The sequence below is a fragment of the Sorangium sp. So ce119 genome (assembly GCF_051524405.1).
Lineage (GTDB): Bacteria > Myxococcota_A > Polyangia > Polyangiales > Polyangiaceae > Sorangium > Sorangium cellulosum_G.
The window spans coordinates 5870435-5883831 of record NZ_CP150310.1; the positions used below are offsets into that span (position 1 = coordinate 5870435).

10 protein-coding genes are annotated in these 13397 nt (G+C 70.0%); 5 read left to right on the forward strand and 5 right to left on the reverse strand.

Features of this window, described 5'->3' with window-relative positions; all coding sequences use genetic code 11:
- Positions 1–173 precede the first annotated feature (173 nt).
- A complete protein-coding gene (locus WME76_RS22140; RefSeq protein WP_437954277.1) occupies positions 174–2741 on the forward strand; it encodes an ADYC domain-containing protein in 2568 nt (855 codons plus the stop codon).
- A 46-nt stretch (positions 2742–2787) separates the two neighbouring features.
- Here the strand turns inward: WME76_RS22140 and WME76_RS22145 are convergent, their stop codons facing one another.
- Positions 2788–3222, reverse strand: coding sequence for a YciI family protein (locus WME76_RS22145; RefSeq protein WP_437954278.1), 435 nt, complete (start codon positions 3220–3222; stop codon positions 2788–2790).
- A gap of 349 nt (positions 3223–3571) precedes the next feature.
- Here WME76_RS22145 and WME76_RS22150 point away from each other — a divergent pair, with 349 nt between their 5' ends.
- Both WME76_RS22150 and WME76_RS22155 read left to right on the forward strand, forming a co-directional pair.
- Positions 3572–4873: a cation:proton antiporter gene (locus WME76_RS22150; RefSeq protein ID WP_437954279.1), complete on the forward strand. Its 1302-nt coding sequence runs from the start codon at positions 3572–3574 to the stop codon at positions 4871–4873.
- Between the two features lie 166 nt (positions 4874–5039).
- Entirely contained in the window at positions 5040–5858 is an 819-nt protein-coding gene (locus tag WME76_RS22155; protein WP_437954280.1) for an aminoglycoside N(3)-acetyltransferase, read from the forward strand.
- A 39-nt stretch (positions 5859–5897) separates the two neighbouring features.
- Here the strand turns inward: WME76_RS22155 and WME76_RS22160 are convergent, their stop codons facing one another.
- A complete protein-coding gene (locus WME76_RS22160) occupies positions 5898–6530 on the reverse strand; it encodes a TetR/AcrR family transcriptional regulator (protein ID WP_437954281.1) in 633 nt (210 codons plus the stop codon).
- Between the two features lie 74 nt (positions 6531–6604).
- On the opposite strand from WME76_RS22160, the gene WME76_RS22165 reads away from it, so the two are divergent.
- Positions 6605–7216: a peroxiredoxin-like family protein gene (locus WME76_RS22165; protein WP_437954282.1), complete on the forward strand. Its 612-nt coding sequence runs from the start codon at positions 6605–6607 to the stop codon at positions 7214–7216.
- A 118-nt stretch (positions 7217–7334) separates the two neighbouring features.
- On the opposite strand, the gene WME76_RS22170 is transcribed toward WME76_RS22165, so the two are convergent.
- Both WME76_RS22170 and WME76_RS22175 read right to left on the reverse strand, forming a co-directional pair.
- Positions 7335–10493: a hybrid sensor histidine kinase/response regulator gene (locus WME76_RS22170; RefSeq protein ID WP_437954283.1), complete on the reverse strand. Its 3159-nt coding sequence runs from the start codon at positions 10491–10493 to the stop codon at positions 7335–7337.
- Between the two features lie 329 nt (positions 10494–10822).
- Complete coding sequence (locus WME76_RS22175) at positions 10823–11869, reverse strand: glycosyl hydrolase 53 family protein (protein WP_437954284.1); 1047 nt, start codon at positions 11867–11869, stop codon at positions 10823–10825.
- On the opposite strand from WME76_RS22175, the gene WME76_RS22180 reads away from it, so the two are divergent.
- Positions 11844–12020, forward strand: a complete 177-nt coding sequence (locus tag WME76_RS22180; protein ID WP_437954285.1) for a hypothetical protein — start codon at positions 11844–11846, stop codon at positions 12018–12020. The two genes, WME76_RS22175 and WME76_RS22180, sit on opposite strands and share 26 nt — an antisense overlap.
- A 273-nt stretch (positions 12021–12293) precedes the next feature.
- On the opposite strand, the gene WME76_RS22185 is transcribed toward WME76_RS22180, so the two are convergent.
- Positions 12294–13097: a TetR/AcrR family transcriptional regulator gene (locus WME76_RS22185; RefSeq protein ID WP_437954286.1), complete on the reverse strand. Its 804-nt coding sequence runs from the start codon at positions 13095–13097 to the stop codon at positions 12294–12296.
- Between the last annotated feature and the right edge of the window lie 300 nt (positions 13098–13397).

Here is a 13397-nt window from a genome sequence, read left to right on the forward strand (position 1 = left end):
CGCAGAGCACGGAAAGGTGAAGAGACCTCGATATGCACGGTTCCGAGAGGCGTGGGACTCCTTGGCTTGGCGGTTCGACCCGGCGGCGCGGCGGCGCCCCCCGCACCGCTGTCGGACTGAGCTTTTGCGCCGTCATCGCCTCGGGCGCCGCGTGCACCGCGGTGGACGTGGACGTGGAGGAGACGCTCGCGGGCGAGAGCGAGCTCGGCGCGAAGAGCGCGCCGACCGAGGCGATCGTGGTGTCTCCGCCGATCGCGATACCCCGCGATACGCTGCTCGGAACATCGCTCGCGAGGTGCACGCGGCCGCCCTCGAAGCCGGGCGATCCTTCACCCGACTCGCCCACCGCCGACCCGCTCATCCAGTCACCCCTCCACCGGTCCCGTAACGGGATCGAGCTGCACGGGCGCTGGGATCCCGGCGCGTCGTATGACGAGCTCGATCCGTTCGAGGTGCCCAGGCGCTTCCGCCTGGCGGAGCTCACGAAGGACGGCAGACGCGTCGGCGCCCGCGTCGAGCAAGGCAAGCTGACAGGCAGCTTCGACAACGGCGCTCGTCTCGTCGACGCGGACTGGGCCGGCGCTGAGCTGAAGGTCGAGCTTCTCTGCGTCGACGGCGATTGGCAGACGTTCCCCGCGCGCATCCGCGGCGTGAGCGCGACCGGCAATGGCTACGACGTCGAGATCCAGGACCCGGACAGGGCGGAGCTGGGCGAAGCCTCGTGGAGACCGGCGTGTCGCGCGACGCTGGAGATGCCCGAGGCGAGCTGGGCGACTCCTTTCGCCGAGGTCTGGGACGAGCGCGGGACCCGGACCGCCTCGACGGGTTACTTCACGTTCGCCTGCGCGACGTCGGCCATCATCAAGTGCGACAGGATGGGTTACAACGACGTACCGAACAATAACGACGCGCAGCGCCTCCGGCAGACGTGCACCCGCATGGTGCGGGCCGACTTCTCCGGCAAAGACCGATCCGCCACGGCGGAAGGGACCCTGATCGACGTCGAGGACAATAGGGGGATCCAGATCCGTGAGCAGGGGGACCACGTCCCCGAGCTCCCCCTGGAGGCCGTCTGGAGCCCCGACGGCGCGATTTGCCGGGATCACTGGCGCGTCGCCGGCCATCCCGACAATCACGGGGGCCCGCCGACGACGTGCTCGGCCGAGGACACGGCGCTGGATCCCTCTCGTCCCCACCTGATCCGGAGCTGGTCTTGCGATCCAGGCTCGCTGTGCGAGCGCCAGTACTCCTCGGTGTTCGTCAGGAACTGGCCCGCGCCGGGGGGCCTCACGCAGTGGTCGAACGTCACGGTGGTCAACCCGAACTCCACGGCGGCCACCGTGAAGCTGACCGTCTTCCCGACCGGCGGGGGGGCGCCGCTCGGCGCCGTGCAGATCACGCTCGAGCCATCTGAAGCCTACAGCTCGTACGGCGATCCGCGCTGGGACGCGATCGACGACGGCGATCTCCTGAGCGATCGCGCGGCAGGGTGGATCGCGCTGGCGTCCGACAAGCCCGTCGTGGCGACCCACCGCACCTCGCTCCGCGCCGGGAGCACGTGGAACGCGCCCGCCCGGCTCGTCGAGGACGAGCCTTTCCTGACGTCGCCCTCCAGGCGGCTCTTCTCGAGCTACTACCTGAAGGGCTGGCCCGAAGCCGGCGGCCGGACCCAGTGGTCGAACGTCGTGGTGAACAACCCGGCGACGAAGCAGGTATCCATCACAGTGCGGATCCATGGAGTCGACGGCAGCCTCCACGAGTTCGACCGCGCCCTCCCCGCCAGGGGGGTGTGGAACTCGTATGGCGACAGCGACTGGCTGGCTGTGCCCAACCCCCCCACGAGGACCGGCGCGCTCGGGTGGGTCGAGATCAGGTCGGACGAGCCTGTCGTCGCGACGAACCGCATCGTTCACCGCGACGGCTCGACGTACGACGCGCCCGTCGCGCTCCTCGACGACGTGGGCTTCGCGGCGGCGACGTCGGCGGCGAAGGAGCTCGCCGCGAGCTCCTTCCTGCGGAACGTCCCCGTGACGGGCACGATGACCCAGTGGTCGAGCCTGGTCGTCAACAACCCCCATCCGGAGCAGGTGACCATCACGGTCACGGTGCACCGCAACGACGGAGGCGGGGCGCTCAGGAGCTTCACGAAGGTCATCCCGTCGTTCGGCGCCTGGGACGCCCACGGCGACCCGGACTGGACGAGCGTCCCGGCCACCGGCAGCGGCGGGCGCTCCGAGGGCTGGGTCGAGCTCAGCGCCGACCTGCCTGTCTTCGGTATCAACCGGGTGATCCTGCGCGACGGAGCCACCCTGAGCTCGCCGGTCGTCCTGTTCAACGACGAGCCGCTCGTCGCTCCCTCCTCCGACACCCTGGTCAGCTCGCCTTACATCAAGAACTGGCCCGGCGGCGAGGGGCTGACGCAGTGGAGCGCGCCCGTCGTCAACAACCCGGGCGAGCAGTCCGTGACGATGAGGGTGCAAGTCTGGACGACCGACGGGAACCCTCTCGGCGAGCTCACGCGGACGATCCCCGCGAAGGGCTCGTGGGACGCCGCGAGCGATCTGGACTGGCACGCGCGACCGCACACCGATGGGGCCAATCTCCGCTCGCTCGGATGGATGACGCTCATCCCCTCGACGCCGCTGGTCGCCACGAACCGCCTCACCTTGCGCAAGGGGACCACGCCCGACGCGCCGATCGTGCTCTACGACGCGACGCCGTTCGTCCGCGCGCGCAACTGAGCGCGACGCTCCGCGTCAGCCGCTGGTCGACGACCGCCCTGGTCGACTACCGCCCCTTCGAGAACGACGCGCCCCACGTCGGCGCCACGTCCAGGAGGATGTCCCTGAAGCGCGGCGGGATGTCCGAGAGATCCGTCATCTGCTGGATCGTGAGCACCTCGGCGGCGCCGAACCCGACGGGGCAGCGCAGCGCCCACGCGATCGCCTCCTCCTTCGAGCTCACCTCGATCAGGTAGAAGCCGCCGACCAGCTCCTTCGTCTCGACGAAGGGCCCGTCGAGCACGGCGCGCTTTCCCCCGGAGATCCCGACGCGCGCGCGGGCCCCGGCCGGGTTGAGCCCCTCGGACGCGATCAGCACGCCGGCCTTCGCCATCTCCTCGTTGAATTTCATGTAGGCCGCGAAGAGCTCCTCGTCCGGGGCCCCCCCCGCCTCTGTCTTCGCCTGGTCGGTCCCGGGTGCTGCGGTGATGATGAAACGCATCGTCGTGTCTCCTTCTGGTGTCGTGAGGGGCGCCGGGCGGTGGTCCCGGCCGGCTGGGCCCTGGCTCCACCGTCACGACGAACGAGTGGGCGCGCGATCGACACGCCCGGGGAGTTTTTTTGGGAGCGGGCAACGTGGGCGGGGCGGCGGAGGAAGCGACCCCGACCCACCTGGGCTGGACCGCGCCGCCGCCACCGCACCCCGGGTCAGGTCGCGGCGCAGGCAGTTGGCGCTTGACATTTTGACACGGGTTGAATCTTCTTACGATAAACTTTGACGTCCAACCTTCGATCAGGACGACGCCGCATCGCGCTCGAGCCGATGCGCGCCGCTCCATGGGTGTGGGAGCATGGATCTCTTCCAAGTCTCAGCGGCCCTGCTCTCGCTCGCTGCGATCTTCAGCTATCTCAACCATCGGTTCCTCAGGTTGCCGACCACGATCGGCTTGATGCTGATCGCGATGACCACGTCCATCGCCATGGTGGCCATCGGCGTGATGTTCCCGGCCGTGGAGGCGTCGGCGCGGGAGCACCTCTCGGGCATCGACTTCAACAAGACGTTGATGCAAGGCATGCTCGGCTTCCTGCTCTTCGCCGCGGCATTGCACGTCAACCTCGCGGATCTGAAGAAGCAGCGGCTCGTCATCGGCGTCCTGGCGACCGGGGGTGTGCTCATGTCCACGGCGCTGGTGGGCGGCATGACCTACGGCCTCATGACGCTGATGGGCGTGGAGATCCAGCCGCTCTACTGCCTGCTCTTCGGCGCGCTGATCTCCCCCACCGATCCCATCGCGGTGCTCGGCGTCCTCAAGCACGTGGGGGCGCCCAAGGAGCTCGAGATGAAGATCGCCGGGGAGTCGCTCTTCAACGACGGCGTGGCCGTGGTGGCGTTCATCGGGCTCCTGGAGATCGCGTCGGGGACGTCGGGCTTCGACCTGCAGAGGCTCTCGCTCCTGTTCGCCCAGGAGGCGATCGGCGGCGTGCTCTACGGTCTCGCGCTCGGCTTCGCGGCGCTCGCCATGCTGCGACAGGTCGACGACTACAAGGTCGAGGTCCTGATCTCGCTGGCGACCGCGGCGGGCGGGTACGCCCTGGCGTACGCGCTCCACGTCTCCGGTCCGATCGCCATGGTGGTGGCCGGGCTCTTCATCGGGAACGAAGCGCGCGCCGGCGCGATGAGCGAGAAGACCCGCGAACACCTGGACGACTTCTGGGAGTTGATGGACGAGATCCTGAACGCGGTGCTGTTCGTCCTGATCGGCCTCGAGCTCTTGATCATCGCCTTCAACGGTCAGTCCGTGCTCGCGGGGCTGCTCGCGTTTCCGGTCGTGCTGCTGGCGCGGTTCATCGCGGTCGCGCTCCCGGTGAGCCTCATGAGGAGGCGTCGACCCTTCACCCCGGGCGCGATCCGCATCCTGACCTGGGGCGGTCTGCGCGGCGGCGTCTCGGTGGCCCTCGCGCTCTCCATCCCGGCGAAGCTCGCGGACGGCTCGCACGTCCACGAGCGCGAGATCGTGCTGTCGATCACCTATGTCGTGGTGGTCACCTCCATCGTGGTGCAGGGCCTGACGATCGGCCCCTTGCTGCGCCGGACGATCGCCTCGGCTGCCGCCCCTGAGCCGGAGGACCGGCTCCCCGTGGCGGCCGCCTGACGGGCGCGATGACGACGCGTCGGCCGCGGGGGGCGGCGGCCGCACGGCGGCTGGATCTGCGCGGCGCGCACGTGATAGCACCGTCGCGGCGGACACGGACGCCGTCCCCTCCCGCCTCACGGCGCTGGCAACGTGGGCCGGGCGGCGGTGGAAGCGACATCGACCCATGAGCGAAGATCAGGTCATCCAGAGGCGCCCGGGCACCCTCGTCACCCTCCCGTCGCTGGTCGAGGAGCTCGAGGCGCTGGGCGTGCGGCCTGGCATGACGTTGCTGGTCCACTCGTCGCTGAGCAAGCTCGGCTGGGTCTGCGGCGGGCCCGTCGCGGTGATCCTGGCGCTCGAGGAGGTGCTGACCCCCGACGGCACGCTGGTGATGCCGACGCAGTCGACGGGCCTGTCCGATCCGGCGCTCTGGCAGGATCCGCCGGTGCCCGAGGCGTGGTGGGAGCCGATCCGCCAGACCATGCCGGCCTACGACCCGGATCTGACGCCGACGCGGCAGATGGGCGCCATCCCCGAGACGTTCCGCAAGCAGCGCGGCGTGCGCCGCAGCGCGCACCCGCTCACGTCCTTCGCCGCCTGGGGCCGGCACGCCGAGGCGGTGACGGCGGACCACAGCCTCGCGTACGACCTCGGCGAAGGCTCGCCGCTCGCGCGCATCCACGAGCTCGATGGATGGGTGTTGTTGCTCGGCGTCGGCCACGGCAACAACACGTCGCTCCACCTGGCCGAGCACCGGGCCGACTACCAGGGCAAGCGGCGCGAGGTGCGCCACGCGCCCATCCTGGTCGATGGGTCGCGCCAGTGGGTCGCGTTCGACGACATCGCGACCGACAGCGGAGATTTCGAGAGGATCGGCGCAGATTTCGCGCGCGATACCGGCCTGGAGCGCCGCGGCCGCGCCGGGGCCGCCACGGCCCTGCTGATGCCGCAGCGGGCGCTGGTCGACTACGGGGTGGGGTGGATGGAGCGACACCGGAGGTAGGGTCGCGACCTGGATCGGGCCAACGATGCTTGCCGGTCATCAACGACCGGAGCGTTGCTCGTCCGCATGGAGGCCGCGCAGCACGATCGCCAGCCCGCCGAAGAACTCCTGGTCCGGCGGCACGCGCCGCGCGTCACGAGCCGTCGAAGAGAGAAACGGGTACGCCGCCTCGGACAGCGCGGCGAGCTGCGTGGTCCCGGGACCTGACAGCGGTCCGAGGTGTTCGGCCTGCAGCGCGCCGATCACATAGCTGTTCAGGCAGCGAAACGCGATGACCCGCCGCGCTCCGGCGAACCCGGCCTCGGTGAGCACCGCGAGCAGCGCCTCTCCGAACCGGCGTACCCCCTCGGAGCTGTGCCGATGGGCCAGCGTCAGCGGCACCACGGACGGGTGCGCGCGGATGGCGTCACGCACCCGTCCGACGAGGATCGTCACCCGCTCGCTCCATGCGCCGCGCGACGGCACCTCCAGGTCGACCGCGCCGAGCACCAGGTCGACCACCAGCCGCTCGAGCTGCTCGCGGTCGTTCACGTACCGGTAGAGCGCCATCGTGCTCATCCCCAGCTCGCCGGCGACCGCGCGCATCGAGAGCGCCGCGAGCCCCTCACGGTCGATGACGGCGAGCGCTGCGGCAGCGATGCCTGGATGGGAAAGCGAGCGCGGGCGCGGCATGGCCTTGACAGCGTACATCGCACGCTCATACTTTGGTAAGTGTACGACGTACGCCTAAAAAAGGAGGAGAGCTGATGTCCAGACAGGTGAGGCCCGGGGCCGTCGTGACCGGACGCGAGCTCGTGAGCGTCACCGGCGTTCCGCTGCGCGTCCCGGACCCGGCGTTCCTGACGCATCTGCAGTTCCGGCGCTTCGCCGGCTGCCCGGTCTGCAACGTGCACCTGCGCTCCTTCGTCCACCGACACGACGAGATCAGCGCCGCTGGCGTTCGCGAGGTGGTGCTGTTCCATTCGCCCGCCGACGAGCTCCGCCAGCACGTGGCCGGCCTGCCGTTCGCCGTCGTCGCGGACCCGGACAGGCAGCTTTACAGCGAGTTCGGTGTCGAGTCCGCGCCCCGCGCGCTGCTCGACCCGCGGGCGTGGTGGCCGATCGTCAGGGCGATCGCGCTCAGCCTGCCGGCGGTCATCGCGCGGCGGCAGCGACTCCCCTCGCGCGATCCGCACGGCGGCCGGCTCGGGCTGCCGGCCGATCTGCTGATCGCGAGCGACGGGGGGGTGCTGGCCGTGAAGTATGGCGAGCACGTCGACGACCAGTGGTCGGTGGACGATCTGGTGACCCTGGCGCGACACGCGACAGCGACGGCGAGCTCGACGACGGCGAGGAGCGCGCCCTCGATCGCTGCGTGAGCGCGGACAGCGCCGATTTCTCGGAGCGCTTCGCCTCCGTGGTCGGGGTGCCGCCGGCGCGCTACCTCGCGCGCTGGCGCATGCACGTCGCAAGCGGCTGGCTGCGCGACGACCGCGCTCACGCCTGCATCGTGAACGTGGCCAGGATCTCCTGCAGAGAGCTCGGCTCGATCGGCTTGATCAGGTGCATGTCGAAGCCAGCCTCCCGCACCCGCCGCCGATCCGCCTCCTGGCCATAGCCCGTCAGCGCGATCATCAGCGAGGGCGAGACGCCCGCGCTCTCCTTCGCGCTCTCTTTCAGCTCTTTCAAGGCCCGCGCCACCCCGTATCCATCCATGCCGCCGGGCAGACCGATATCGCACAGGACGACCTCCGGCCGGAACGCGCGGGCCGCTTCCACACCGGCGCGGCCGGACAGGGCGACCTCCACCCGATAGCCGTCCATGGAGAGGAGCGCCTGCAACGTCTCGGCCGCGTCCTCGTTGTCCTCGATGATCAGGATGCGCAGCGACCTCGGGTCGACGCCGTGCGGCGGCGCGGCGCGCTCCGGGGACGATTCCGGCCCACCCGAGAGCGGAAGGCGGAGGACGACCTCCGTCCCTCGACCGACGCCGGCGCTCTCGGCCGAGACCGCGCCGCCGTGGAGCTCGACCAGGCCCTGCACGAGCGCCAGCCCCAGACCGAGCCCGCCCTGGCCGCGGTCCAGGCTCCGGTCGGCCTGGCTGAACGGCTCGAACATGCGCGCCAGCATCGCCGGATCCATGCCGATGCCGGTGTCGCGGATACGGATGGCCGCGGCGCCCTCCGACGTGGTCGAGAGCATGACCGTCACCCGGCCGCCGGCGTCGGTGAACTTGTTGGCGTTGTGCAGCACGTTGCTGACCGCCTGCGAGAGTCGGGTGGGATCGCCAGAGACCCAGACCGGCCCGTCCGGCAGCTCCAGATCGAGCGACAGGCCGCTCGCCTCGAGCGTGCTGCGGTAGTCCTCGGCGGTCTGCCGGAGCAGCCTCGCCAGGTCGCAGCGCTCCTTGCGCAGCGGGATCCTCCCGCGCGCCACGCGCGAGACGTCGAGCAGGTCGTCCACGAGCCGCGCCATGTGCGACACCTGCCGATCGATCACGCCGCACGCCCGCGTGAGCGCCGGTAGCTGCCCGGCGACGCGCCGCAGGATCTCGACCGCGTTGCGGATGGGCCCGAGCGGATTGCGCAGCTCGTGCGCGAGCATCGCCAGGAACTCGTCCTTGCGCTGGTCTGCCTCCTTCAGCGACGCCTCCGCGCATTTCTGATCGTGGATATCCGTGCAGGTGCCATACCACCGCACGATGTCGCCCTCCGGCCCGCGGACGGGCACGGCGCGGCACAGGTACCAGCGGTGCTCGCTCCCGGCGGCGCCCCCGAATCGGTATTCGATCTCGTAGGGCTCGCCGGTCACGACCGCTCGGTGCCACGCGGCCAGGCACCTCTCGCGATCGTCGTCGTGCAGGAAGGAGACCCAGCCCTCACCGAGGGTCGCGCCCTCCTTCGTGCCGGTGCGCTCGCGCCACTGGCGGTTGCCGTAGTCGATGCTGCCGTCGGGGCCGGCCGTCCACACGACCTGCGGCATCGCGTCGGCCAGCTCCCGGAACCGCGCCTCGCTCTCGCGGAGCGCGTCGTCGCTCCGCTTCCTCTCCGTGATGTCGTGGGCGGCGCTGATCACGAGCCGCCTGCCCGCCGCGTCCCTCCCCAGCGGCGCGCCGCTGAACACCCACGTGCGCTGGGCGCCGCTCGCCGTGGTGACGTTGAACTCGTTCTCGATCGGCCTGCCCTCCAGCCCATAGACGGCCGCGATCGCGGTGCGGGCGGCCCGCAGCCGCGAGCCGTGGGCCCTCGCGGTCCACGCGTCGATGGTGGGGAGCTGCTCGCGGGTGTACCCGCTGAGGTCGAGCCACGCGCGGTTCACGATGATGATCTGCCCGTCCTCGGCGTGAATCATCATGGGGAACGGGGCCGCCATCACGGCGCGGCGGAGCCGCTCCTCGCTCTCTTGCAGCAGGAGCTCCGCGTTCTTTCGCTCGGTGAAGTCGATGATCGAGCCGATGTAGCCGAGGTACTCGCCCCGCGGGCCGAGCCGCGGAGAGGCCGAGTCGACGCACCAGCGGTAGGCGCCGTCGGCGCGCCGCACGCGGAAATCCCTCCTGTAGGCCTCGCCCCGCGCGCTGGCCTCCACGAAGGCCTCCGCCGCCGCCGGCCGATCCTCGGGGTGGACCGCATCGAGCCAGCCAAGGCCGAGGGCGGCCGGCTCGGGCTGCCCCGTGAAGTCCAGCCAGGCCCGGTTGGTGTACGTGCAGGCCCCGTCGGAGCCCGTGACCCAGATCATGACGGGAGAGTGATCCGCCATGTTGCGGAAGCGCGCCTCGCTCTCGCGCAAGGCCAGCTCCGCGCGCTTCCGGGAGGTGATGTCCCCGAGCACGCCAGTCATCCGGAGCGGCCGCCCGTCGCGATCCCGCTGCACCAGCCCGCGGCTATAGACCCAGCGCTCGCGCCCGCTGGCGTCGAGGATGCGGAACTCGCAGGAGTAGTCCGTCTCGCCGCGCAGCGTGCTCTCGACCTGCGCCCAGACAGCGTCCCTGTCGTCGGGGTGCAGCAGCCGCATGAAGCCGTCCACGCTGCTGCCGAGCTGCGCCTCGCTGACGCCGACGAGCTCGAACGCCTCACGCGACCAGAAGACGTGTCCGCTCGGCACGTCCCACTCCCAGATGCCGAGCTGGCCGCCCGCGAGGGCCAGCCGCAGCCGCTCCTCGCCCTTGCGCAGCCCCTCCTGGGCGCGCCGGCGGACGGTGATGTCGCGACCCGTCTCCAGGACGAGCGGCCGACGGTCGATCCCCTCGACGAGCCGCATCCGGCTCTCGAGCAGGATCTTCCGGCCGTCGCGGGCCGTGTGCTGGAGCTCGCCCGCCCAGCGGCCTTCGCGCTCGAGCGCCCCCATGATGTGCGCGCGCGGCACCGGGAACACGGCGGACAGGAGCTCGTGGCTCGACCGCCCGATGGCGTCGCGCGCCGAGAAGCCGTAGAGCCGCTCGGCTCCAGGGCCGAAGTACACGATCCCGCCCGTGCCGCCGAGCTCCCAGGCGAAGGCCGCCTCGCTGACCTGATCCAGGAGGGCCGCCTTCAACCGAAGCTCGCCCGCGACCTGCCCGCCCTCGCGGCAGTCGTCCGCCGGAAAGGTCTCGGGCAGGAGAGGGCTCGCCGCCCCGCGGTCGAGCCCGCTGCCAGGACGCTCCGGCGTCGCCTTCAGCACGTCTCTCCTTCGGGCCGTCGGGTTCGACCGACAGGCCAGGGATCGCCGATGGGCATCGCGATCTTCTGTCGGTCTTCAGCGCATGCTGCAAGCGCCGCGGCGTGTGTTCCTCAGGATGAGGTCCACGGAATGACAGGCAACCTGAGCGGCCCTGGTGAAACGGAGATCAGGCAGCCTGAAGCAAGCCGAGCTGACAGGCGCGCTGTGCACCGCGGCCATGTCTCCGCCCGCCTGGTACGGCCAGACGTCTGGCTGTCCGTGGCCAGACGTCTGGCTGTCCGTGGCCAGACGTCTGGCTGTCCGTGGCCAGACGGAGCGTCACCACCCTGCTACAGGCCGAAGCTCGCCTTGATCGCGTCGAACTCCGCGAAGTCGTCGCTGTTGGCCCTGTACGTGCCGCCCTGCGACGTGAAGAGGGACGAGCCCCATGAGCCGCTCTGCGTCGGCTCCCAGAAGAACGTCCCGAGCCCTCGGCCGTCCGGCAGGTCGCGCATGATCTGATTGGCCTTCGTGCGTTCCGGGTTGTACTCCGCGATCGCGAACGACAGATCCGGGAAGGTCTCGGCCAGGGTATTGAACGTGTTCTCCCATACTCCAGGCTCACCCTGAAATGCCGTATAACAGGAGAGCCCGAGGACATCGAACGAGACGCCTCGCGTCTTTGCGCTGTCGACCCACCACGTGACGCCGTTGACGTCCTCGGTGTTCTCGACGTGCAGCATGATCTTGATGGTGTCATCGACCTCCTTGACCCCGTCGATGCCTGCCTTGAGCAGCGCGGCCAGGTTGTCCCAGTTCTGGTTCGTCGCTCGCCCGGTGAGGCCTCCCGGATTGACGACCGAATCGTTGCCCCAGCAGTCGGTGCTCGCGGACGGCACATGGATGAGCATGCCCGGCGTGATCTCGTTGCCGATCTGCACCATGTCCGGGCGCGCGCCCGCGCTGACGAGCGCGCCTACGACGTCCTTGGTGTAGGCCTTCAGGAGGCCCGTCAGCTCGTCGATCGATCGGGCGTCCCGCCAGGCCTCGGGGATGATCTGTTTGCCAGGATCGGCCCAGGTGTCGCTGTAATGGAAGTCGAGCAGGAACCCCATGCCGGCGGCCTTGATCTGCTTGCCGAACTCGATCGTGTGGTCCTTGTCGCAATAGGTCTCATCCTTCGCGCAATCGCCGCCGGTGCCGAAGGCGTATCCGTAGGTAGCGCCTGGGTCCACGAACGTCCGGAGCCGGATGTAGTTGAATCCATGATTCTTCAGCAGCTCGAGCATCCCTTTTTCGTTTCCGTCCGTGTCCGTGTACGTCGCGCCGTCATCGACCGCCTCCTGGACGCTGGAGATATCAGCGCCCAGGATGAAGCTGGGCTCGAACACCGGCATGCCGCCCATCCCGCCCGTCCCGGAGCCGCCCATACCCGCCGACGTGGAAGACGTCGAAGAGGACGAGCTCGTCGCGACGGATACGCTTCCCCCGCTCGAGCTCCCGGCCGTCGCGCTGCCGCCGCCTCCCCCCGAGGTGGCTCCCCCCTGACCAGCGCTGGTGGCATCCCATGCCTCCGAGCTTGGTCCGGTGCAGTGACAGAGAAAAAGTGGGATGCATAGCGCGCCGATCGCGGCGCAGGAGGGTACGGTGGAGCGAATCGAGGCCATCATGCCACCATCATACCCGAGCCCGACCGCCAGCGTCATGCGGCAGTCGCGCCGATCGTTGATTGAACAGGAAGGCGGGGAGACAGGGAGTATAAGATTTCCCTCCCCGTCTCCCTGTGAATTTTTCCGATGAATTTGAGGGGGTGCCTCAGGGTCAACAGCCCTCTTCTCCAGACGCCATCTGCCGCAGCGCCGCGAGCCTCGACGGCCGCGCCAGCAGGCCGCCGACCGTCTGGTCCGCGACGAGCTCCGCGATCTGCTCCGGCCGGTACCCGAGCGCGGCGCCATCGCTGGCGGCGAGCGGGTGGACGCGCCCTGCCCCCTCGGGTCGATACCAGTTCTGCACGCTCTCGTCCTGGGCCAGCACCGTCAGCGCGCACAGGTAGGCGTCCACCTCGCGGAACGTCCCCTCCCCCACCCCGCGCCCCACCATCGCCGCCACGGCCTCGGTCAGCGCGCGCCGCTCGGCCCAGTACGTCGCGAACGCCGCCGGATCCCGCTCGCTGAAGCGGTGGACCTCCGTGATCTCCAGCGGGAAGCCGCACACCGTCTGCACGTCGAAGCGCACGAACCGCCAGAGCTGCACGTCCGCCGCCTCGCCGCCCGCCGCGAGCCGCTGCGCGTACGAGAGCGGCAGCCGGTTCACCTGCTGCAAGATCTCCGCGACGATCAGCTCCTTGCGCCGGAACCAGTAGTACAGCGACGACTGCCGCAGCCCGGCGGTCTCGGCGATCTCGAGCATCGATACGTCGACGACACCGCGCTGCGCGAACAGCCGGCCCGCCACCTCCAGGATCTGCTCGCGCGGCGCGAGCGCGCTCCGCTGCGGCTTCTTGCGCGGCCGGCCCATGCGGCGCGGCCTGCCCCCGCCGCTCTGCCCCTCCTCGGCGCTCTGCCCCTCCTCGGCGCTCTGCCCCTCTTCGGCGCTCCGCCGTCCATCGATCTTCCGAGGGGACATCTCTGTCTTCATCATCTTCCAGGCTGGCAGTCGCGCCGTCGCGTTCATCCATCGCGCGCTCGCGACCTTACGCCATCCGCGCCGGCGCGGCGCTCGGACGGGAATAATACAAACCGCCACGACGCCAAGGACGCCAGCGAGCGCTGAAGACAAGAAATTTCCTGTCCTGGCGTCCTTGGCATTTCTGGTGTCTCGGCGGCTGTCTCGATCAGCCCGCCGCCCCCGACGCGGCCCATCACCGCGCCCGCGCGGCCGGGGAAAAACGCGCGCACCTTGCATTTTACCCCCGGGAAACCGACC

Coding starts and splice junctions, on each gene's coding strand:
- WME76_RS22180 (WP_437954285.1), top strand. CDS start 11,844: ATGAAGCTGGGCTCGAACACCGGCATGCCGCCCATCCCGCCCGTCCCG.
- WME76_RS22185 (WP_437954286.1), bottom strand. CDS start 13,097: ATGTCCCCTCGGAAGATCGATGGACGGCGGAGCGCCGAAGAGGGGCAG.
- WME76_RS22150 (WP_437954279.1), top strand. CDS start 3,572: ATGGATCTCTTCCAAGTCTCAGCGGCCCTGCTCTCGCTCGCTGCGATC.
- WME76_RS22160 (WP_437954281.1), bottom strand. CDS start 6,530: ATGCCGCGCCCGCGCTCGCTTTCCCATCCAGGCATCGCTGCCGCAGCG.
- WME76_RS22155 (WP_437954280.1), top strand. CDS start 5,040: ATGAGCGAAGATCAGGTCATCCAGAGGCGCCCGGGCACCCTCGTCACC.
- WME76_RS22145 (WP_437954278.1), bottom strand. CDS start 3,222: ATGCGTTTCATCATCACCGCAGCACCCGGGACCGACCAGGCGAAGACA.
- WME76_RS22165 (WP_437954282.1), top strand. CDS start 6,605: ATGTCCAGACAGGTGAGGCCCGGGGCCGTCGTGACCGGACGCGAGCTC.
- WME76_RS22175 (WP_437954284.1), bottom strand. CDS start 11,869: ATGCCGGTGTTCGAGCCCAGCTTCATCCTGGGCGCTGATATCTCCAGC.